Genomic DNA, 20,753 nt, shown 5'->3' with positions numbered 1-20,753 from the left:
ATCCTCACCGGTGCCACGGGTCACCTGGTCGCATCTTCGAATTCGATGGGCCCACCCGCCGGACGATCCCCCTGTGGCAGGAGCGGTGGTGTGGGCAACAGCGACTCATTCTGCCACGCCTGCGGCTGCAGGAGAAATCGCAGCGAGCGAACTCACCGACCGGGGCGCCGAGGACTTCGCAGCCCTCTGCCTGCCTCGGGTACCCAACCCACGAGCCACTCCCGCCCCGACAAGGTCACCCCCGGGCGGGCGGCCGATCTCGCGGCGGCGCGAGGAGGTCAGAACTGGTGTGCGTTGGCCAGCACCGGGAGGGTCCGGCGTACCGCGGACACGGTCTCAGCGGACAGATCGGCGAAGAGCAGCTGCGGCCCGGCGCCGGCCGACACCAGCACTGAACCATCGGGGTTGGCGACCACACTGTGCCCCACCCCGGTCGGCGCAGAGCCGTCGGACAACCCCTGGGCCACCGGATCCGCCTGGTCGCAGGCCACGACATAGGTGGTGGTGTCCATCGCCCGCGCCCTGGCCAGCAGACCGAACGCCTCGGCCTTGCCCTCGCCCGACCCCCAGGAGGCGGGGACGAGGATCACCTGTGCGCCGGCCGCTGCCAGGGCGGAGAACAAGCCGGGGAATCGGATGTCGTAACAGGTGGCGAGGCCGAAGGTCAGACCGGCGAAGGAGAAGGTGACCACCTGCGATCCGGGCTCGACGGTGTCGGATTCGGCGAAACCGAAGGCGTCGAACAGGTGGATCTTGTCGTAGGCGACCTCGACTCCCTGTCCGGTCGCCAACACCGTGTTCCGCACCCGCCCACGGCTTCCGGGGGTGAACATCCCGGCGACCACCAGCAGCCCGTGGTCGGCAGCGATCTGCCGTACCGCCCGGGCCCACGGCCCGTCGAGCGGCTCGGCGATGTCGACCAGGCGATGACCGAAGGAGCGCATCATCGCTTCGGGGAAGACCACCAGCCGGGCACCACCGGCGGCTGCCTCGTCGCAGCTTCGGCGCAGCAGTTCGAGGTTCTCGTCCAGCTCGCGGCCGCTGGTCACCTGGGCCACCGCCACCCGAAGCGTGCCGTCGGCTGCAGTCGGCTCCATGTTTTCCCTCCCGGTCCGGTGGATCCGTACCCGCTTCCCGAGCCTAATCCACGGGGTCGTGCCCGGTGCCTCGTGGACGACCGGTTGCCCGACCGGGCCGGGTGAACGGATACCCCGGACGACCTAGGATGGTCCGGTGATCGAACTGCGTACCCCGAGTGAACTGCGCGAGATGGAAGCCGCCGGCCGTTTCGTCGCCGACACCCTGACGGCCTTGGCTGCTGAGGTGTCGGTGGGTGACAACCTGCTGGACATCGACGCCGAGGCACATCGGCGGATCGCCGAGGCCGGTGCTGAGTCGTGCTACATCGACTATCACCCGAGCTTCGGGGCGAGCCCGTTCGGTCACGTGATCTGCACCTCGGTGAACGAGGGTGTCCTGCACGGCCTGCCGCACGACCGGACATTGGCCGACGGCGATCTGTTGTCGCTCGACTTCGCGGTCTCTGTCGACGGCTGGGTCGCGGACTCGGCCATCTCGGTGGTGGTCGGTGAGGCCGCTCCGGCGGATCTGAAGCTGATCGACACCACACAGCGTGCCCTGGCTGCCGGGATCCGGGCAGCCGTTCTGGGCAACCGGATGGGTGACATCTCGGCCGCCATCGGCAAGGTGGCCAAGCGCGCGGGCTACCGGACGAACCTGGAGTTCGGCGGCCACGGTGTCGGCCGGACGATGCACGGCGACCCCCACGTACCCAATGACGGGAAACCACGTCACGGCCTGGTTCTGGAGGCCGGCCTGGTACTGGCGATCGAGCCGTGGCTGCTGGCGACCACCAACCGGATCATCCGCGAGGACGACGGCTGGACCCTGTCGGCGGCCGACGGGTCCCGTGGCGCCCACAGTGAGCACACGATCGCGATCACCGACGAGGGACCGTTGGTGTTGACCGCCCGGGCCGACGGCATCGGCATCCCGGACAACGCGATCCTGCCCGCCGGAGTCAGCGTCACCGGCGCCTGACCGAACCGGCACACACGCCCGGCCGGAACGCGCCCGGTCACAGCGGACGGCTCGCAGCGACAACGGGCCAATTCATCTCGGTTGGTGTTTGCGCAAACAGATTCCAGGTCACATGGCGAGGCGATGGAATTCGCGGTACACCTGCCGATAGTGTGGAGGAATTCGGAAATCCCCCACCGATGAGGAATCAATGATGAGCCGACAGCAACAGTGCGTTTGCGGTCACTCCTCAGACGCCCACGAACACTATCGTCCCGGCAGCGACTGCGGCCTTTGTTCCTGCGCGCGCCTGCAGTCTCCCCCACTGTCCGCCCGCTTGCGGGCACTGGCATCCAGCCCGCATCGCAGACCCGCCGAAATCGTCAGCTCCCTCATGAGCGTGCTGCGAAATCGGTGACGATCCGGGACAGCTCTGAACTGAGTTCGCCGGGCCCATTGCCTGCTTTCAGCAGGTGACGCTCTCACCGGAATTGATAGTGGCACTTTCGAATTCTCGGTGGAGGTTTTCCCCCGATATTCGGAGTTCGGTCACCGCTCAGCGCCGACCGTCGTGGTTGTCCGGGACCGGTCGAGGAACTGGCGAGCACGGGCGGCTACGTAGCATCATCGACGTCGTGCAGATCAGCTCGACAGCGATCCCCGGCGTCCTGGTGCTCGAACCCACCCCACATCGTGACGGCCGCGGCTTCTTCACCCGTACCTTCGACGCGGGGCCGGCCGCAGCTGCCGGGATCACGTTCGGTGAGGGATATCAGGATTCGCAGTCGAGGTCGGAGCCCGGTGTGCTCCGGGGGCTGCACGGCCGCTCCGGCGACGGGGAGGCCAAACTGGTCCGCTGTGCGCGGGGCGCCATCTGGGATGTGGTGGTCGACGCCCGTCGGGACTCACCGACGTTCGGCGCACACTTCGCCACCCGTTTGGACGACATCGACTTCCGAGCGCTGTGGATACCCCCGGGCCTGTTGCATGGCTTCGTCGTCCTCGGCGAGGAGCCGGCTGACATCTGCTACCGGATCGATCGCCCCCATGACCCCGACTCCGACATCGGTGTGCGCTACGACGATCCGTTCCTGGCACTGCCCTGGCAGCGTCCGCCGGAACAGCTCAGCGCCCGGGACGCCGCGGCACCGAGCTGGGCCGAGGTGTTCGGCACCTGAGGTGATCGGTCTCAGGGCTGCGCCGGGCGCAGGTCCTCGGTCAGCTCACCGGCATCCTGGCGCGCCTGAAGGGTCCGCAGACGGACGAACGTGTTCTCGAAGCCGGCCCGGTCGAGCCCGAACTCGCGATACGCCGCGACGAGCTCCCGGGCGCCGTCGGCCACCGAGCGCCGGCAGGCGAATCCGGGCAGTGCCTCACGCAGGGCCGAGAAGTCGACCCGGTACGAGCGTGGATCCGCACCCGCCTCACCGGTGATCCGAACCCCTGCGCTGGGTACGGCCCGAGCCACCTCCTCGGCGATCTCGGAGACCCGCACGTTGTTCTGTTCGTCGCCGACGTTCAACGCCCGCCCCGCGACGTTGTCGACCGGCGCAGCGAGCACTGCAGCAAAGCTGTCGGCGATGTCGGCGGCGTGCACCAGGGGTCGCCACGGCGTGCCATCGGACAGGACCAGGATCTCTCCGCCCAACAGCGCATGCCCGACCAGGTTGTTCAGGACGATGTCGGCCCGCAAACGAGGAGAGAAACCGAAGGCCGTGGCATTGCGCAGGGCGGTCGGAGCGAAGTCACTGTCGGTCATGGCCAGGATGTCCCGCTCGGCCCAGACCTTCGACTCCGCGTAGGGGGTGACCGGAGCCAGCGGTGCCTCCTCACCCACCAGACCGTCACCGGCAGCACCGTAGACCGAACAGGTCGAGGCGTAGAGGAAGCGGCCGACTCCGGCCTCCTTCGCCGCCTCGGCCAGCGCGACACTGGCCCGATGATTGATGGCGTAGGTGAGTTCGGGGTCGAGCGCGCCCAGCGGATCATTCGACAGTGCGGCCAGGTGCACCACGGCATCGAAGCCCTGCAGATCCGCCGCGGTGACATCGCGGAGGTCGATCGGGAGTGCGGGAGGGTCGACTGGCACCGGCCCGAGGACGCTGGCGGCGTACAGACCGGTGTCGAGGCCGATGACGTCGTGTCCGGCGGCTTGCAGGATCGGTGACATGACCGTACCCAGATAGCCCAGGTGTCCTGTCAGGAGTACCCGCATCAGATGTTCCTCGCTTCGACGATCTTGGATGGGTCCACGGCTGGAATCTCTATCAGCAGTTTCTCCGCTACGAAAGCCTCGGCCCAGCGGGTTTGGGACTGCACGCCGCGCACGCGCATCAGGCCGGAGAAGGTGTCGGCATCGAACCAGGTACGATCATGCTGACTCGGGTAGTGCCGGTGGAGCAGTTCAACCTTCCGCTCCTTGGAGTCCTGCGTGACGGGTACGTAGGCGTTGACGTTCGGCAGATCCCCTTCGTATTTCGGAATCTCGTATCCCAGAACGAGATGGTCACGGAACTCCTGGCTGATCAACTCGGCCAGCTGTCGATGATCCTGGTGCGCGTCACCACGCTGTGGTCCGATCACCAGATCCGGCTCCACTGCTCGACGAAACTCGGCCACGGCGGACTTCGCGGACTCCCAGGCTGCCGGCTGTCGTCCGTCTGGCAGGGCGTCAACCCGGAGGTTCAGTTCGGCGCCAGGACAGAACGCCGTCAATGCGGAGTGCTCCTCCTGCTCTCGAGGAGTACCCGCGCCGCTGAGAACGAGCGCATCAACTCGGACGCCGGGATGAGCCCTGCAAAGCTGATCGAGCGTCGCACCCGCCCCTATCGCGATGTCATCACAGTGAGCCCCAAGCAAGGCGATCGATCGCAACGCACCAAGAAACATGATCGAACACTTACCTTCCGCCCCCGGATTCGGTCCGGACAGTATCCACCGCTTGTCCTCGTGCGGGTTCGTAACTCCGATCAGGCCCGCCGGCGGCGACGTTATCACCATCGGTGCTCAGGCATTCGCCGCACGTAGACCGCGGCGTTCGGGTCGCGGGAGTGGTGTCCAGCAGATACGGTCACGGTATGGGGGAGATTTCGCGGGATAGGACTCTGGATGCCCGAACTCCTCGCACCTCGGTGTGCATCCCCGTGCACAACGGCAGCAGATCACTTCAGGCCACCCTCGACTCCGTTCTGGACCAAACCGATGACGACTACGAGGTGGTGGTCGTTGACAATGCCAGCTCAGACGGAACGCCCGATATCCTTTCCCGGGTCGCCCATCCACGTGTCCGTGTTCATCGTTACGAGCGCCTGCTGCCGCTGGCCGAGAACTGGCGACGCGCCACCGATCTCTGCACCGGCCGCTATCTCAAGATCGTTTGCGCCGATGACCTGATCGACCCCGAAGCGATCTCCCGTCAAGCAGACCTGCTGGACAGGCGGCAGGACATCTCATTGGTGGTGAGCAGGAGACGTCTGGTGGACGCCGGCCAGGAGACGCTCGCACCGGTGACCGGCTTGAATTTCCTTCTGGGTCAGCGCGACGGGCGCACCGTCGCCAGGAGGGCGGTACTTCTCGGCCACAATCCAATCGGTGAGCCCGGCTCAGCGATGTTCCGCCGCAAGGATTACGAACGGGTGGGCGGTTGGGACGGCACATTTCTGTTTCCCATGGACATCGACTTGTGGTTGAAGCTGCTCCGTCACGGCGACATGCTCGGCATGCCGGATGTCTTGGCCTCGTTCCGGATCAGCCCGGACGGCCGGTCCTGGGCGCGGACACCGGAGATGCTCTGGGAGATCACCGAATACTTGGCTACCGTTGGAACCGATCCGCGGTGGTCGGTTCCCCCGGCGCTGGCTCGATGCAGCAGGCGCCTCACCTGGCTCGCCTGGGTAGCTTGGGACATCCGGCAGGCCGTCTGGCGATTGAAGGCTGCGCTGCCGACCCGTCGAACGCAAGATTTCACTTCCTGACATAGTGCGCGACCCAGTCGATGTCGATGTATCCCTCGGGCGGCGTCTCCGAGTTGGGCACTCCCCCGTCGACTGTGTCGAACCACTCTGCTTCCGGTGCGTTCTCGTCCATCGGGGCCATCTGGAACCCGATCCATATCCGCTCAGTCAGGATCACGCGCTTGTCAGCGGTGTCCAGCGGAATCGTCTGGACGACCTCGCCATTGTGCGTGTAACGCAGGGCGTCCTCGTCAATGATCACGCCGAAAGTGTTCCAGTCGTGCGGGTCCCCCACTGTGATCTCACGGTTCTCGCGCTTTTGGTTGGGGACCACCCCGTAATGGAAGAATTGCTCGACCCGCTTGCGGGAACAGTTTCCCTCGGCGATGTTCACCTCGGGCGGCCAAATCTGATCCTGTGGCCACAGAAGGAAAGCGTAACCGATGCCATGAGCACGGGGATGTCGAACGCGAAACTCCCAACGACCTCCCACCGCGTCGAAAGTGGGAGCACTACTCACCCCGGCACAGGTCCACTCACCGTCGTCGTACCCGTAGCGAAGCCTCATCATGCCGTCGGAGATTGTCGTGTTTGCCATCAGGTAACGTCCCATGCCGCCACCTGTGGGTGTCTGATGACCCCAGCCGTAGCTCTCCCAGATGCTTCGATCCAAATGGTCGGCGTCGAACTCATCGGCGAAATCGCAGTCCCAACCGTCGATGTCGGGAACGCTGGATCCGTTGAATTCACCGAGGCCACCGGCGAACGCAAGCGAGCCACCGAGCGCTACCACACCCAGAGCACCCGCTCCCAGAATGAACTTTCGCCGTCGCATCTCCGTCTCCTGTCACGGCCCACTGTTCGCCACCAACCGCCGATAGGTCATGAAGAAGGGAACGAGGAGAAGGATACCCAAGACGAGCTTCCCGGCATTCCACCACAAGGTCTGCGGAGTCGCGACGGACGCGAATGCCAACGCGGCCAGGAGCGCGGCCACCCCGAGTACCCGTCGGTTCCAGGGCCGCGGGGGGCTCGTCCTGACAGCGAACCAGCGAAGCACAACCGCCTGCGCGAGCAATGCGACCAAGGTCCCGGTCGCCGCCCCCACGATTCCCAACGGCATGATCAGAGCCGCGGTCACCACCGCCTTGATCAGCACCGCAACACCCGCACCCACTGCCAGTGGCGCGGACCTGTCCACAGTGATCAGCAACTGGCCGCTCGCAGCTACCGAGGCGAGGGGAAATGCAGAACAGGCAACCAAGAAGACCACCGTCACCAACCCGTCCTCCGGGTGGTAGCTGGCCGGGGCGAAGACCCGCAACAGCACCGGGGATGCCACGGTGACCCCGAGCACCGCCCACGCGACCAGAAGATAGATTCCGTTGCGCGCCTCCTCGATCACACGCCACCGCATTGGCAGCTGGACGATCCCTTTGAGCCTGGGCAGCCAAGCTCGGTTCGTGAAGGTCAGCAATAGCGACAGCACTTGTCCGATCACGAACGCCACCTGGTAGCGGGCGACCTCGGTCTCCCCGAGAATCCGCTGCACTACGAGCCGATCGGCGGCATTGAGCACGTACTGGGACAACGCTGCGAATCCCAGTGGGACAGCCAACACGAATGCGGTGCGCAGCATCGGTTGGCCTGCTCGGGCGAGAAATCGCGGTTTTGTCCACAGCAACCCCAGGAGTAGGGCCAGGCACTGGGCGAAGACTCCACCGAGTGCGTAGGTTGTCGCTCGCGCCTCCCCCGCGGCGACCAACAGCAAACCGAACAGCGGCCCCCCGGCGCTGGCCAGGATGCTGACAGTCGCGAACCGTGCCAGGCGGTCCTCGGCCTGGATGAACCCCAGCATCAACAAAACGGCAGCCCCCGGCGCGGTCCACCCCAAGGTGATCGCGACCAACCCACCAGCACCGTTGAATCCGAACACCGGCGCCCACCACGGGCTGGAAAGCGCCACGATCAGGGTGACCGACCAGGAGAAGAGGATTGCCCGCGCCAACAGCAGACGTGACCTCTGACCGTCGGGGTCTTCGACCCGCCGCATCTCAATGGTCTGGTCCAGCCCGAAGACGGTCAGGACGGTCAGGAGTTGATAGAGGGCGATCGCCGCAGCGAGCGAACCGAACTCCTGGATCGGCAGCACATGCGCGAGAATCGGCGAAACCAGGGTCGACACAGCCAGTTGCGTGGACCAAACCGCCGCATAGACGAAGCCACGGCCGAACAGATCTCTCTGCGCGCCTGCATCGTCATCCGGCTGCTCAACGTCCTGGATCGACGGCACTATGTCTCCGTTCTCAGATCTGCGTCGATAGCCTCGACCAACGAGCGGTGGGAACTTGAGAACTTCCGCGCGAACAGCGCGGGGATCCCCGGACGACTGGCCGCTTCGCGAATCGCAGGTAGGTCCGACATCGCCAACCAACGAGGGCTCTTCGGCGGTTTCACCCCGGGGCGCCTCCCCCAGTTGATATGCCACAAAGGCTGGCACGGCACCGATGCTTCGAGCCAATCGCCACCGAGGAGCGGGGAGAACAGGATCGACGGGATGGCCACTTCATCCGGGATCCAGCACGTGCGAAAAAAGCGCCGAAGGGCATCGTCACCGACCAGAGCATCCACCACTAGCTGCGCATGGCGCCGGCTCAGAATCTTGTTCTGGGCACCACCTGCCGGCACGACCTGATGCGGAATCCGTCGGAAGGCTGGCAAAGGAATCCGATGTTGTCGCCACGCGAACTGCTTGGCGATAAACCGGTCATACCCACGCAGCGGCCCCCAGTGCTCGATCGGCAAGGCGCTGATATCACCGAAGGACAGTCCTCGATGACGGTCCAGCAACTCGACGATCCGTCGAGTGGATTGCAACGGGTAGTCAGCTCCGGTGCACAGCACGATGTGCTCTGCGTCCGTCTCCGCGAGGGCCGCTCGGTACCCCATGATCTCGGCATCCAAGATTCCTCGGTGAGCCCATCCGGATCGAATCCTGGGTAGAGCGACCACGCGCTCAGGCTGCCCGGCGAGGATCGCGCGGGCAACCTCATCGGATGAGTTGGCGTCAACGTGGAGGAATACCCGAAGTGGCGCCAGCGCGGCAAGCAGTCGTCGCACCTGCGGCGGATCATCGTGCGCAACCACCACGACTGCTGGCAGTCCGCCGCCCATCAATCGCCACTTCTCATTCGGTACACCTGCGCATCGCCGGATTCGTACACCAGTTCCCATCGAGGCGACGAACGCCACGCATTTCGCAGGGCATTGTAATCGTCCAGGGTCTGCAGCCCGTATCGCTGCCCATAGGCTCCGGTCATTGGCCCGGCCACCGCCCAAACCTCGGTGTACCCCTGGTCGACCAACGCGGCAGTCAGCATCTCCACATCCGCGTTCGGGTCGTAACCAGGACCGCCGGCATTGACGTAGGCCGTGGTCTTGTCGAGCAGATCATCACGACCGATGTAGAAGAATCCGCTCTGTCTGGGGGTGCTGTAGCTCGGGGTGGCCACGGCTGTCCCGAGAGTGAAGGCGACAGACCCATCCGCCGACCGGGACTCGAAGTAAGCCGCCGCCGTACGATCATCGGTCCTGATCACCCGGACCCAATCCATTCCGGTCAGGCCGACGACCTGGACCGCGGTCACCAGCGGAAGTGCAATCACCACCATCGTCAATGTCAGCTTGCGCGGAAGTAGCTGCCCGGGCAGGGCTGCAACCAGTGTGGCCAACCACGGCAGCGCAAACAGTGCTACCCGAAAGACCCCCTCCTGTCCGTAGTTGGTCGCCACCGACAACAAGGCAGGGCTGGCCGCGGTCACCACGAGTGCTGTCGACAGTCTCGACCGGTCGAGGAACCAACTGAACACAGCTGCAACCCCGATGAGGAGCAACAGGCCTGCAGGGAGGCCGAAGCTCGCGAGATAGACCCAAGAGGAACCGTTCGGCGCGATGGACCTTTCGGGCGGCGTGATGTTGCTGAAGAAGCGGCCCACGACATCCAATGAAACATAGCGGTCGAGCACTCCCCTGTTAGAGATCGCCCAGACCGTTGCCGGTACGAACGCTAGTGCCGGCACCCACCACGGCCGCAGGATCCGAGTGATCACGAGCGCCGTAAGCGCCAACCCCAGCAAGAAGGGACTGATCTGGTGCGTCACGCTTGTGGCGACCGCGACCAGGAGCACTGTCACCCAGACCACCCACGACTTGACCCCGAAGTCACCGGTGAGCAGTGCAAGCACGGCCAGCGCCAGCACGAACCCGGATACCTGGGGGGCAAAGAAGCTGGTGGTCAATGTACTGGCCAATGCAAAAATGAGCCCCGCCACCCATGCACGCGCGGGCGACAGGAAGTTACCGGCGAGAGTCCGAACGCCGAGCGCCATGATCATGCTCGCGATGGCCCCCCAGGCGGAGGCGTAGGCGTACGGGTCGACCCCGGTTGGTTCGATGACAAATGCGGTCACCGAGAACAAACCGGCCCACGTCTGATAGATGTCCGTCGCCGGGTACAACCTGCCGTTGTCCAACAACGTCGCCACGATCCCCAGGTGTCGCGCTGCCACCGTCACGGTCGGCTGACCGTACATCACGGCCTGCGAACAGGTCACCATTCCAGCCGTGACAAGCACGGGGACCGCAAGTGCCGTACGGCGAGTGACCAGCGCCCAGCCCAGGGAGAACAGGACCACAGTGGCGCCGATGAACCACAGCGGCCCAGCGGACAACGCCATCCCCGCGGGTTGTGGCCCGGTGCTCACCGCCGATGCTGCACCCAGCGTCAACCCACCTCCGGCCACCGCAACGATCGATGGGCCGAGAACTGTCGAACGAGGCAGCGGCCCGAAGCGGATCCGATCCATTGATCTTCGCTCCAGCCAGAGACTGAACCCGAGCGACACAATGGTCAGACCCCAGACGGTCGTCCACATCAGATCGATTCGAAACCACCCGAACCATGCAGCCGGAAATGTCACCAAGGTCAGAAATGTCTGCCCGAAGGCCAAGCTCAGGAAGGCCAGACGGTCCCAGCTCAACCTGCCGAACCACAAGGCCAGAGCCAGTCCCGGAAGGACGTTGATCAACAACGATCTCAGGCCGCCGCTGCCAGGGAACGGCAGCCAGCTGACCACCGACAACAGCAATGCCGTGGTAATGACCAGGATCCGCCATCCAGGAGCAACGGGTCGAGCTGCGCGCGGATACTTCAACGCACCATTGCCCAAATGCGCCAGACGCCCGGTGATTCCCCGACGGCGGGATGCTGGGTCCGGTGTCGACACCTGTGGGGTCCGGAGCCGTACCATCCGCGCTCGCCTCCCAAGTCGGGTAATCAGCGCCCGGTAGGACCCGAGCCAGCAATCGATTGTGCCACAATCAATCCGGATGCGATCGGTGAGTCAGCGCCGCGCTGAGTGCTAGCGTGCGCGATGTGACCGGGGGATCATGCCGACTGTGCCAAGCGCCGCGCCTCATCAGCGTGCTCGACCTCGGTTCGACCCCCCCGTGCGAATCCTTCCTCACCGCAGCCGAACTCGATCTTCCCGAGGTGACCTATCCATTGCACCTGCGGCTGTGCCCCGAGTGCCTCCTTCTGCAGATTCCGGCCCTGATCACACCGGAGGGCACTTTCACCGAGTACGCCTACTTCTCGTCCTTCTCGTCCAGCTGGGTGGATCATGCCCGGCAGTTCGTCAACGAAGCGGTGAACCGACTGGAGCTCGGTCCGCAGAGTTTCGTGGTCGAGGTCGCGGCCAACGACGGCTACCTGTTGCAGCACGTGCGCGAGGCTGGCATCCCCTGCCTCGGTATTGAACCCAGTAGGAACGTCGGCGAAGCTGCCAGAGCACTCGGGCTGGAGATCGTCGCAGACTTCCTCACCGAGCAGCTCGCCTCTGCCCTGGTTGGCGAGCGGGGTCCGGCGGATCTGGTGATCGCGAACAACGTCTGGGCTCACATCCCCGACATCACCGGATTCACCCGAGGTCTACGCCTCCTCGTTGCCGATCACGGTCGAGTCAGTATCGAGGTTCACCACGCCCTGAATCTCGTTCGTGATGCGCAGTTCGACACCATTTATCACGAACACTTCCAGTACTGGACTGTGTTGGCGGCCCGTACCGCATTGGCTGCGGCAGGACTCGAGCTGATCGACGTGGAGAAACTCTCCACACATGGGGGCTCCATTCGACTCTGGTCGGCACCGGCCGAGTTCGCTCCGGCACCGTCCCCTTCGGTCGAGCAAGTGATCGCCGAGGAATGCGTGGCAGGACTGGACAAGCCTGCCGGTTACCAAGGGATCAGCCCCCGCGTATCCAAGATCTGTCGTGACCTGTCCTCTCTGCTGATCTCAGCGGCGGAAACCGGCCTACGGGTTGCTGGCTACGGCGCTCCCGGAAAAGGCCAGACCCTGCTGAACCACTGTGGTGTCCGCCCCGACCTGCTTCCCTACCTTGTGGATCAGAACCCGTACAAACATGGTCGCTTCACGCCAGGCAGTCGTATCCCGATCCATCCGGTCGATCATCTGTTCGCCGACAGACCGGACCTCATCGTGGTCCTGCCTTGGAACCTTCGTGACGAGCTGACTGCACAGTTGGCTCCAGCCGCGGAGTGGGGGGGCCGCCTCGTTTACCCGCTTCCAGCACTGGAGGTTGTGGAACCCGGTACCGGGAGAGCGGTGTAGGCCCGGTACACGCGACTAGGAGTTCAAGGGAGGACACGAATGGAGCGGCGGCCGATGAAAGTGGTGTTGTTCTGTGGTGGCTACGGCATGCGTATGCGCGGTAGCAGTGCCGATAACCTACCTAAGCCGATGCAATTGGTCGGCCCCCATCCGCTGCTGTGGCACGTGATGCGGTACTACGCCCACTACGGGCACACCGAGTTCATCTTGTGCCTGGGGTACGGAGCACAAGCGATCAAGGACCACTTCCTGCGCCGCGCGCCACTTGAGGGCGACTTCGTCCTTCATCGCGGCCGCACCGAGCCACTGACAGCGGAGATGCGTGACTGGCGGATCAGTTTCGTCGATACCGGGCTGGAATCTGCGATCGGGGAACGATTGCTGCGGGTACGCCAACTTCTGGAGGGCGAGGAAATGTTCCTCGCCAACTACGCTGACGTCCTGCACGACGCCGACCTCCCCCAGATGGTCGATCGAGTCGCATCCGACGAGAAGACCGTGGCATCAGTCATCACCGTGCCGCCGCAGGACACTTTTCACGTACTGGAGACCGACGCTGACCATCGAGTCACCAAGATCACACCGGTTTCCACGATGGACCTCCAGGTGAACGGAGGGTTGATCATCCTGCGGCAGGAAGTGTTCGACTACCTCGAACCGGGTGGCGACCTGATCACTGGGGCCTATCAGCGTCTGGCCGAAGAAGGTCGTGCGATCGCTCAACCCCATCGGGGGTTCTGGCGGGCGGCTGACACCTTCAAGGAGCGCGCAGAGTTGGATCAGATGTGGAACGAGGGTAATCGTCCCTGGGCGATCTGGGAGTAGATCGCCAGGGCAATCTGGGAGCAACTGGACCCGCACGGCGCGACTTTCGCATCAGCCGGCGGCTTGTGGCGCACCACCAACGCCCCCCCGACTGGCACGCCGGTCAACGCTGAAGTAGTGTCGATCCCGCATTGGTAGTGGAACAATCGATCTGGCACGACGCCTCTACACAGGCTCGAGCCGTGAGTGCAGGAACCCGACGACTGCACTCACCGACTTCGGCCCTACAACCTGGGGCCAGCGAACATTGGGAGACGAACTGATGACAGATCGCTCTCGGCGGCCGGCGTCGCCGACAGTGGCGGTGGTGATTCCTGCCCTGAACGAGGCGGCGAATCTTCGCCGCATCCTGCCGGACCTGCCGCCTGTCGATGAGGTCATCCTGGTGGATGGCCGATCCTCCGACGGAACAGTCGAAGCCGCGCGAGAGGCTATGCCGCAGATTCGTGTGGTCACCCAGACGCGCCGAGGCAAGGGCAACGCCCTGGCCTGCGGGTTCGCATCCGCGACGGCCGACATCATCGTGATGTTCGATGCCGACGGTTCCGCCGACCCGAAGGAGATCGCCAGGTTTGTCGACGCCCTGCAGAGCGGCGCCGATTTCGCCAAGGGCAGCCGGGAGATGACCGGAGGTGGCTCAGAGGATCTGACCCGAATCCGAGGACTGGGCAACCGGGGGCTCACCGTCGTGGCCAATGTGTTGTTTCGCCAGCGCTTCAGTGATCTTTGTTACGGCTACAACGCCTTTTGGCGAGACATCGTGCCGGTGCTCGATCTGCCTGACCCCGCCATTCGCGACATCCACAAGAACATGCTCTGGGGTGATGGTTTCGAAGTCGAGACCGTGATCAACTGTCGGGTTGCTGCCGGTGGCCTTCGAGTTCGGGAGGTCCCCAGCCGCGAGCGAAACCGGATTCATGGGGAGAGCAACCTCCACGCGGTGTCCGATGGCCTGCGTGTTCTGCGGACACTGATGGCCGAATGGAACCGGGCGCGCCGGCCGGCACAGCAACCGGGTTCGGCGGATCGCTCCGCCTCCCGCAGTGGCGCTCGTCAGGAACTGCACTCGGCGTGAACGTACCGGTGACGGTGGTCGTCTGTGCCTACACCGACCGGCGCTGGCACCAGCTCGGAGAGGCAGTTCGGTCTGCAGCTGCTCAGGCTGCCTCCATGGGTGGCGATGTGATTGTGGTGATCGACCACAACGACAGCTTGCTGTCGATTGCTGCCCGCGATCTTGGGTCGTTGCACAACGTCAGAGTTGTGCCCAATCAGAGGCACCGCGGATTGTCCGGTGCCCGGAACACCGCGATCGACATGGCGAGTGGTGCGGTAATCGCGTTTCTCGACGACGATGCCATCCCGGAACCAGGATGGCTGGCGGCCCTGCTCAACGGCTTCATCGACGAGACCGTGCTGGCAGTGGGTGGCTCGGCCCGCCCGGTGTGGCCCGCCGGCCACAGTCGCCCGCCCACATTGCCATCGCCCAGCCCCAACGCCTGGGGTGATCTCGACTGGGTCGTAGGTTGCAGCTTCACCGGTCAGCCCACCCACCCGGGCCCGATTCGCAATGTCATGGGATGCAACATGGCCTTTCGCAGCGGTCCACTGCGCCGGAGCAACGGATTCGGGGAGGACCTGGGAAGAGTCGGGAACCTCCCGTTGGGATGTGAGGAGACCGAGTTGTGCATCCGCCTCACTGGCTCGGCCGGACCAAATGCGATTCGATTCGAACCTGCGGCCATCGTCCGCCACCACGTCAGCACGGATCGCTTGTCGTGGCGTTACCTGCTCTCACGAACCTACAGCGAGGGTGTTTCGAAGGCAGCCATCTCCAGGATGGTAGGAAACGGTGCCGCTCTGTCCAGCGAGCGTAGCTACACCCGTAGGGTGCTCCCACGTGCGGTCTGGCGAGAACTCGCTTCTGGCCGACCGGCGCAGGCCTCGGCACCGGTCATCGCCGTCGTGACAGCCGGCCTTGGGTATGTCACTACGCGAATTCGACAGAGCCGGCGACCTTAGAGGCCGCCGGCACGTCACGCGAACGCTCAGTCCTCCCCGCGGACCAGCGCGCCCAGCAGGTCGTGGTTCAACCGGCTGATGTTGTCGAAGGGAATGCCCTTGGGGCAGACCGCGGTGCACTCCCCGATGTTGGTGCACCCACCGAATCCCTCGGCGTCGTGCTGGGCAACCATGTTCAGTACCCGGCTGTCCCGCTCGGGCTGGCCCTGCGGCAACAGTCCGAGATGGGTGATCTTGGCCGAGGTGAACAGCATCGCCGAGCCGTTCGGGCAGGCGGCGACGCAGGCGCCACAACCGATACAGGTCGCAGACTCGAAGGCGTGGTCGGCGTGAGCCTTCGGCACCGGGGTGGAGTTGGCCTCCGGGGCCGAACCGGTGTTCACCGAGATGTAGCCGCCGGACTCGATCACCCGGTCCAGCGCACTGCGGTCCACGGCGAGATCCTTGATGATCGGGAACGCCTCGGAGCGGAACGGCTCGACGTCGATCACCGCGCCGTCGACGAACGACCGCATGTGCAACTGGCAGGTGGTGGTCTGCACCGGCGAGTCCGCACGACCGTGCGGGATGCCGTTGATCACCACACCGCACATACCGCAGATGCCCTCGCGGCAGTCGGAGTCGAAGGCGATCGGATCCTCACCATCCAGGGCGAGACGCTCGTTGACCACGTCCAACATCTCCAGGAAGGACATATGGCTCGAGACGTCCGGCACCTCGATGGTCTGCATGTGACCCGGGTCCTCGGCGTTCTTCTGCCGCCAGACACGCAAGGTGATCTTCACTCTGCAATCCTCACTCGAATTCCCGTCCGATCCTGATCGACGGGGCTCACTTGTAGCTTCGCTGTTTCATCTCGACGTACTCATAGACCAGGTCCTCCTTGTGCAGGATCGGCCGGCCGCCGTCGCCACCCCACTCCCAGGCGGCGACATAGGCGTACTCGTCATCGTGACGCAACGCCTCGCCGTCCTCGGTCTGGGACTCGCCGCGGAAGTGGCCACCGGCCGATTCCCGACGCTCCAACGCATCGATGCACATCAGTTCACCGAGCTCGATGAAGTCGGCCACCCGGTTGGCCCGTTCCAGTGCCTGGTTCAGTTCCAGGCCCTTGCCGGTGACCAGCACATCGGACCAGAACTCGGCCTTCAGCCGGCGGATCTCGGCGATCGCCTTCTTCAACCCGGACTCGGTACGTTCCATCCCGCAGTACTCCCACATGATGTGGCCGAGTTCCTTGTGGAACGAGTCGACGGTGCGGTGGCCCTGGATCGACAACAGCAGGTCGATCCGGTCCTTCACGCTCTGCACCGCCTCGAGCACATCGGGATGGTCCAGCGGTACCGGCGCGAGCTTGTGCTCGGCCAGGTAGTCCGGCACCGTCGCCGGCAGTACGAAGTACCCGTCGGCCAGTCCCTGCATCAGCGCCGAGGCACCGAGCCGGTTGGCACCGTGGTCGGAGAAGTTGGCCTCACCGCCCACGAACAGACCCGGGATCGAGGACTGCAGATCGTAGTCGACCCACAGACCGCCCATCGTGTAGTGCACCGCCGGGTAGATCCGCATCGGGGTCTCGTACGGATTCTCACCGGTGATCTGGGCGTACATGTCGAAGAGGTTGCCGTACTTGGCCTCCACGGCCTTGCGCCCCAGACGGTTGATCGCGTCGGCGAAGTCCAGATAGACACCCAGGCCGCCGGGGCCCACCCCGCGACCCTCGTCGCAGACGTACTTGGCTGCCCGGGAGGCGATGTCGCGCGGGACCAGGTTGCCGAAGGCCGGGTAGCGACGTTCCAGGTAGTAGTCGCGGTCCTCCTCGGGGATGTCGCGGGGATCGCGTTTGTCCTCACCGCTCTTCGGCACCCAGATCCGGCCGTCGTTGCGCAGTGACTCCGACATCAAGGTCAGCTTCGACTGGTAGTCACCGGAGACCGGGATGCAGGTCGGGTGGATCTGCGTGTAGCAGGGGTTGCCGAAGTAGGCGCCCTTGCGGTGCGCCCGCCAGCCGGCGGTGACATTGCTGCCCATGGCATTGGTCGAGAGGAAGAACACGTTCCCGTACCCACCGGTGGCCAGGATGACCACATCGGCGGTCCAGGCCTCGACCTCACCGGTGATCAGGTCGCGGGTGACGATGCCGCGGGCACGTCCGTCGACCACGATCAGTTCCAGCATGTCGTGGCGGGTGTGCATCCGGACCGTGCCGGCGTTCACCTGCCGCTGCAGCGCCTGGTAGGCACCGATCAGCAACTGCTGACCGGTCTGCCCACGGGCGTAGAACGTACGCTGCACCTGCACACCACCGAAGGAACGGGTGTCCAGCAGACCGCCGTACTCGCGGGCGAACGGTACGCCCTGGGCGACGCACTGGTCGATGATGTTCGCGCTGACCTCGGCCAGCCGGTACACATTCGACTCCCGGGCGCGGTAGTCGCCACCCTTGACCGTGTCGTAGAACAGGCGGTCGATCGAGTCGCCGTCGTTCTTGTAGTTCTTGGCCGCGTTGATACCGCCCTGGGCGGCGATCGAATGGGCTCGGCGGGGGCTGTCCTGGTAGCAGAAGGACTCCACCTGGTAGCCGGCCTCGCCGAGGGTGGCCGCCGCTGCCCCGCCGGCCAGGCCGGTGCCGACGATGATGATCTTGATCTTGCGCCGGTTGGCGGGGTTGACCAAGTGCGCGTCGAAGCGGCGCTTGGACCAGCGGTCCTTGATCGGGCCAGCCGGCGCGGCCGTATCGGCGATCGGATCGCCGAGAACGAAGTAGTCGTCGGCGTCGATGCTGCTGTGGGTGTCAGGCATGGTTTCGGTGCTCATAGGGAGACGACTCCAAACAGGACGGCGAACGGCGGGATCAGGAATCCCAGGCAGAGAAGCAGGGCGAAGGCCGCGGCGCCGGCCAGGGCACGGGTCCGGCCGATCGGGCGCTTGATCAACCCGAGGGTGGCGATGGCGCTGTAGACACCGTGCCGCAGGTGCATACCGAGCGCGAGGATCGCGACGGTGTAGATCAGCACCACCCACCAGACCATGAAGCCGGTGACGGTCCGCTCGTACGGATCGGGGTTCGACGATCCGGGGAACACCCCATCGGTGGCCGGGTTCAGCGCCAGCTTCGGCAACAGCGTGAACTGCAGCAGGTGGTAGATCACGAACAGCGCGATCGTCACCCCGCCCCAGCGCATGGTGAAGGAGGCGTAGGTGCGCTGGACGCCCCGGCGGTGCTGCGTCGACTGGTAGCGCTTGCCCGATCCACGGGCCGCGCGATCACGTCGGGTGAGCCGGACGGCGGACCAGATGTGGGCCACCACGGCGATCACCAGGACCGGCCGCATGATCCACAGCAGACCGCCGTAGGGCAGGATCGGCATGCCGAACTCCCGCAATCCCTCGGCGTAGTGGTTGAACTCCTCACGCCCGCCGAAGATGTGCAAATTTCCGAGCATGTGCGCGATCAGGAAGCCGATCATCAAGATGCCACTGATGGCCATGACGTACTTCGACACCACGAGCGACCGCGCTGCTCTCTGGTGAACTGTCAGTGAACTCGTCGCCACCCGCGACACATTAGTGCGACCAGTACGAGCACTGGTAGTAAGGGCGCCCTTTGGCCGCGTGTTGTTTCTCACGTCAGGCGACGGCAGGCGTTCAGGGCCTCCGTTCGGTCCGACCCGCAGCCCGGCGAGTCACCGATCAGGCGCTGCCGTAGGCCCCTTCGGGATAGACTTCGCCAGCCCGCCAGTCGTAATCGCTCAGCTCACCCACCGTGACCGAGACGACTCCGCGGTCAACCAGCCCCTGCACCACCTGGGGTGCCGCGTCGACACTGCTGTCCTGGATGTCGTGCATCAACACGACGGCCTGGTTCTTCGCCGCACTGGCCTGGGTGAGGGTCGACCCGGCGTTCTTGGTCTCCCAGTCCCGGGTGTCCACCGTCCAGCTGACGATCGCCATGTCGTGCTTCTTGGCGACCTTGCGCACTTCCTCGTCGACCGCACCGAACGGCGCCCGCATGAACAACGGCGGCCGACCGCTCGCCTCCTCCAGCAGTGCTGCCGATTGGGCGAACTCCTGCTCCCGACGCTTGTCGGACAGGTGGCGCAGATCCTCGTGGGTGACGGTGTGCGAGCCCAGTTCCATCCCCCGGGCCGCGACCAGTGAGGCTCCCTCGGGCGTCTGCTGCATGGCATTGCCGAGTGCGAAGTAGGTGACCGCCTGACCGTTGTTCAGGTAGGCCAGGCTCACTTCGTCGGTACGCGGACCCGGACCGTCGTCATAGGTCATCGCGACACATTCCAGCGCCTCGCAGTTGACACCGACCCAGGGGTAGGGACGAGGACCGACGTCGATCGACGGCTCCTCGTCGTCCTCACCACTGCCACCGGCCCCACCGGGCCCTTCGGGGATCTCGATCACCTCGGGCTGCTCGTCGCCGGTGGCACCGGCAGCCAGGTTGTCCTCGCCACCGACCGAATCGGAACGGTCACGTTCGTCCACCTCGGCATCTGCGCTGAACTCCGAAGGGCTACTGGCCGATGCCTGGGCATCGACACCGAACGGGGACAGCATCGACGATGCGGTACCGGCCTCGATCATGATCGGCTCGTCCAGCACATGGGAACCGAACTGGACAACCAGATCGCCCGCGGAGTCGAACCCGATCGCCGGCCCCTCACCGTAGGGCGCGGCCTGTGCCTGCATTGCCTCGGTGATCAGAGTCGGATCGGCGTCGGCCGGCCGGTTGTCGAGGACCTGCTCGACGAAGTCGGGCCAGGCGTCGAGCTTGATCAGGCCCGGGCCGGCGACACCACGACCGGTCGCAGTGTCGTACCACACCGCCATCGGCACGATCCGGTCCGCGCCGTCGATCACCGCAGTGGTGGTGAGCAGGTAGCCGACGGCCTCGGGTGAGGAGCCGATGGTGGTCCATGCCTGCTGATAGTCGGTACCGGCGACGGCGGCGTTGCCGCGCAGGCCACGGTTGGTGGCCAGATCCAGTGCCAGGTTCAGATTGCGTGCACCCGCGACCAGCGGGAAGCTGACTTCGGCAACACCGGCCCCGGGATTGCTGAGGGTGCCTTCGCTGACCCCACCGACCAGCGCGGGATCGACCTCGGCGAACTGCACCGCGACCGTCTCGGCCACCGGCGCATTCTGCTCACCCGGACCGGACTGACCCGGTGTCCCGCCGGTGCCGCCGGTGCATCCGGCTGCTGCCAGCCCTGCCA

At 65.0% G+C, this 20,753-nt stretch carries 18 protein-coding genes; 7 read left to right on the top strand and 11 right to left on the bottom strand.

Going from position 1 to position 20,753, the window contains the following annotated elements; translation table 11 throughout:
• Positions 1–278: 278 nt before the first annotated feature.
• A complete protein-coding gene (locus tag CLV29_RS03180) occupies positions 279–1,097 on the bottom strand; it encodes a carbon-nitrogen hydrolase family protein (RefSeq protein ID WP_133753610.1) in 819 nt (272 codons plus the stop codon).
• A 136-nt stretch (positions 1,098–1,233) separates the two neighbouring features.
• On the opposite strand from CLV29_RS03180, the gene map reads away from it, so the two are divergent.
• Together map and CLV29_RS03170 are read left to right on the top strand one after the other, a co-directional pair.
• A complete protein-coding gene (gene map, locus CLV29_RS03175) occupies positions 1,234–2,061 on the top strand; it encodes a type I methionyl aminopeptidase (protein ID WP_133753609.1) in 828 nt (275 codons plus the stop codon).
• A gap of 614 nt (positions 2,062–2,675) precedes the next feature.
• Entirely contained in the window at positions 2,676–3,218 is a 543-nt protein-coding gene (locus CLV29_RS03170) for a dTDP-4-dehydrorhamnose 3,5-epimerase family protein (protein ID WP_133753608.1), read from the top strand.
• An 11-nt stretch (positions 3,219–3,229) separates the two neighbouring features.
• Here CLV29_RS03170 and CLV29_RS03165 read toward each other — a convergent pair whose 3' ends face one another.
• Together CLV29_RS03165 and CLV29_RS03160 are read right to left on the bottom strand one after the other, a co-directional pair.
• A complete protein-coding gene (locus tag CLV29_RS03165; protein ID WP_133753607.1) occupies positions 3,230–4,255 on the bottom strand; it encodes an NAD-dependent epimerase/dehydratase family protein in 1,026 nt (341 codons plus the stop codon).
• A complete protein-coding gene (locus tag CLV29_RS03160; RefSeq protein ID WP_243831693.1) occupies positions 4,255–5,040 on the bottom strand; it encodes a PIG-L deacetylase family protein in 786 nt (261 codons plus the stop codon). Before CLV29_RS03160 ends, CLV29_RS03165 begins: the two co-directional genes overlap by 1 nt.
• Before the next feature lie 77 nt (positions 5,041–5,117).
• Here CLV29_RS03160 and CLV29_RS03155 point away from each other — a divergent pair, with 77 nt between their 5' ends.
• The gene (locus tag CLV29_RS03155) at positions 5,118–6,014 is read left to right on the top strand and encodes a glycosyltransferase family 2 protein (protein WP_133753606.1); all 897 of its coding nucleotides are present in this window, start codon (positions 5,118–5,120) and stop codon (positions 6,012–6,014) included.
• On the opposite strand, the gene CLV29_RS03150 is transcribed toward CLV29_RS03155, so the two are convergent.
• Genes CLV29_RS03150 through CLV29_RS03135 form a run of 4 tightly spaced genes read right to left on the bottom strand, consistent with a single transcriptional unit; the run spans position 6,004 to position 11,206 of the window.
• Positions 6,004–6,828, bottom strand: coding sequence for a glycoside hydrolase family 16 protein (locus CLV29_RS03150; protein ID WP_133753605.1), 825 nt, complete (start codon positions 6,826–6,828; stop codon positions 6,004–6,006). The genes CLV29_RS03155 and CLV29_RS03150 overlap by 11 nt on opposite strands.
• Before the next feature lie 12 nt (positions 6,829–6,840).
• Positions 6,841–8,286, bottom strand: a complete 1,446-nt coding sequence (locus tag CLV29_RS03145; protein WP_166649111.1) for a lipopolysaccharide biosynthesis protein — start codon at positions 8,284–8,286, stop codon at positions 6,841–6,843.
• Complete coding sequence (locus CLV29_RS03140; RefSeq protein WP_166649110.1) at positions 8,286–9,167, bottom strand: beta-1,6-N-acetylglucosaminyltransferase; 882 nt, start codon at positions 9,165–9,167, stop codon at positions 8,286–8,288. The genes CLV29_RS03145 and CLV29_RS03140 overlap by 1 nt, the downstream gene beginning before the upstream one ends.
• On the bottom strand, positions 9,167–11,206 hold the full coding sequence (locus tag CLV29_RS03135) for a hypothetical protein (protein ID WP_133753602.1): 2,040 nt from the start codon (positions 11,204–11,206) through the stop codon (positions 9,167–9,169). Before CLV29_RS03135 ends, CLV29_RS03140 begins: the two co-directional genes overlap by 1 nt.
• A gap of 212 nt (positions 11,207–11,418) precedes the next feature.
• Between CLV29_RS03135 and CLV29_RS03130 the strand changes: the two genes are divergently transcribed.
• The 4 genes from CLV29_RS03130 (at position 11,419) to CLV29_RS03115 (ending at position 15,528) form a co-directional block, all read left to right on the top strand.
• Positions 11,419–12,681 carry a class I SAM-dependent methyltransferase gene (locus tag CLV29_RS03130; RefSeq protein WP_243831692.1) on the top strand — a complete coding sequence of 421 codons (1,263 nt, stop codon included), beginning with the start codon at positions 11,419–11,421 and terminating at the stop codon, positions 12,679–12,681.
• Between the two features lie 54 nt (positions 12,682–12,735).
• Entirely contained in the window at positions 12,736–13,506 is a 771-nt protein-coding gene (locus CLV29_RS03125; protein WP_133753601.1) for a sugar phosphate nucleotidyltransferase, read from the top strand.
• Positions 13,507–13,810: 304 nt separating this feature from the next.
• Positions 13,811–14,581, top strand: a complete 771-nt coding sequence (locus tag CLV29_RS03120; RefSeq protein WP_243831691.1) for a glycosyltransferase family 2 protein — start codon at positions 13,811–13,813, stop codon at positions 14,579–14,581.
• A complete protein-coding gene (locus tag CLV29_RS03115; protein ID WP_243831690.1) occupies positions 14,488–15,528 on the top strand; it encodes a glycosyltransferase family 2 protein in 1,041 nt (346 codons plus the stop codon). The genes CLV29_RS03120 and CLV29_RS03115 overlap by 94 nt, the downstream gene beginning before the upstream one ends.
• A 26-nt stretch (positions 15,529–15,554) precedes the next feature.
• On the opposite strand, the gene CLV29_RS03110 is transcribed toward CLV29_RS03115, so the two are convergent.
• The 4 genes from CLV29_RS03110 to CLV29_RS03095 all read right to left on the bottom strand — a co-directional run bounded on the left by CLV29_RS03110 (position 15,555) and on the right by CLV29_RS03095 (position 20,670).
• Complete coding sequence (locus CLV29_RS03110; protein WP_133753599.1) at positions 15,555–16,313, bottom strand: succinate dehydrogenase/fumarate reductase iron-sulfur subunit; 759 nt, start codon at positions 16,311–16,313, stop codon at positions 15,555–15,557.
• 46 nt (positions 16,314–16,359) lie between these two features.
• A complete protein-coding gene (locus tag CLV29_RS03105) occupies positions 16,360–18,342 on the bottom strand; it encodes a fumarate reductase/succinate dehydrogenase flavoprotein subunit (RefSeq protein WP_392508425.1) in 1,983 nt (660 codons plus the stop codon).
• Complete coding sequence (locus CLV29_RS03100; protein ID WP_243831689.1) at positions 18,339–19,016, bottom strand: succinate dehydrogenase cytochrome b subunit; 678 nt, start codon at positions 19,014–19,016, stop codon at positions 18,339–18,341. The genes CLV29_RS03105 and CLV29_RS03100 overlap by 4 nt, the downstream gene beginning before the upstream one ends.
• 202 nt (positions 19,017–19,218) lie before the next feature.
• The gene (locus CLV29_RS03095; protein ID WP_133753597.1) at positions 19,219–20,670 is read right to left on the bottom strand and encodes a polysaccharide deacetylase family protein; all 1,452 of its coding nucleotides are present in this window, start codon (positions 20,668–20,670) and stop codon (positions 19,219–19,221) included.
• Between the last annotated feature and the right edge of the window lie 83 nt (positions 20,671–20,753).

It is taken from the genome of Naumannella halotolerans (assembly GCF_004364645.1).
In the GTDB taxonomy this organism is placed as follows: domain Bacteria; phylum Actinomycetota; class Actinomycetes; order Propionibacteriales; family Propionibacteriaceae; genus Naumannella; species Naumannella halotolerans.
Note: the sequence above shows the minus strand (reverse complement) of the source record. Positions and strands in the feature narration are given on the sequence as shown.

Excerpts from the sequence above, each read along its gene's own strand:
- CLV29_RS03165 (WP_133753607.1), bottom strand. The coding sequence starts at position 4,255 with ATGCGGGTACTCCTGACAGGACACCTGGGCTATCTGGGTACGGTCATG.
- CLV29_RS03100 (WP_243831689.1), bottom strand. The coding sequence starts at position 19,016 with ATGGCCATCAGTGGCATCTTGATGATCGGCTTCCTGATCGCGCACATG.
- CLV29_RS03150 (WP_133753605.1), bottom strand. The coding sequence starts at position 6,828 with ATGCGACGGCGAAAGTTCATTCTGGGAGCGGGTGCTCTGGGTGTGGTA.
- CLV29_RS03140 (WP_166649110.1), bottom strand. The coding sequence starts at position 9,167 with ATGGGCGGCGGACTGCCAGCAGTCGTGGTGGTTGCGCACGATGATCCG.
- CLV29_RS03160 (WP_243831693.1), bottom strand. The coding sequence starts at position 5,040 with ATGGTGATAACGTCGCCGCCGGCGGGCCTGATCGGAGTTACGAACCCG.
- CLV29_RS03155 (WP_133753606.1), top strand. The coding sequence starts at position 5,118 with ATGGGGGAGATTTCGCGGGATAGGACTCTGGATGCCCGAACTCCTCGC.
- CLV29_RS03105 (WP_392508425.1), bottom strand. The coding sequence starts at position 18,342 with ATGAGCACCGAAACCATGCCTGACACCCACAGCAGCATCGACGCCGAC.
- CLV29_RS03125 (WP_133753601.1), top strand. The coding sequence starts at position 12,736 with ATGAAAGTGGTGTTGTTCTGTGGTGGCTACGGCATGCGTATGCGCGGT.
- CLV29_RS03180 (WP_133753610.1), bottom strand. The coding sequence starts at position 1,097 with ATGGAGCCGACTGCAGCCGACGGCACGCTTCGGGTGGCGGTGGCCCAG.
- CLV29_RS03115 (WP_243831690.1), top strand. The coding sequence starts at position 14,488 with ATGGAACCGGGCGCGCCGGCCGGCACAGCAACCGGGTTCGGCGGATCG.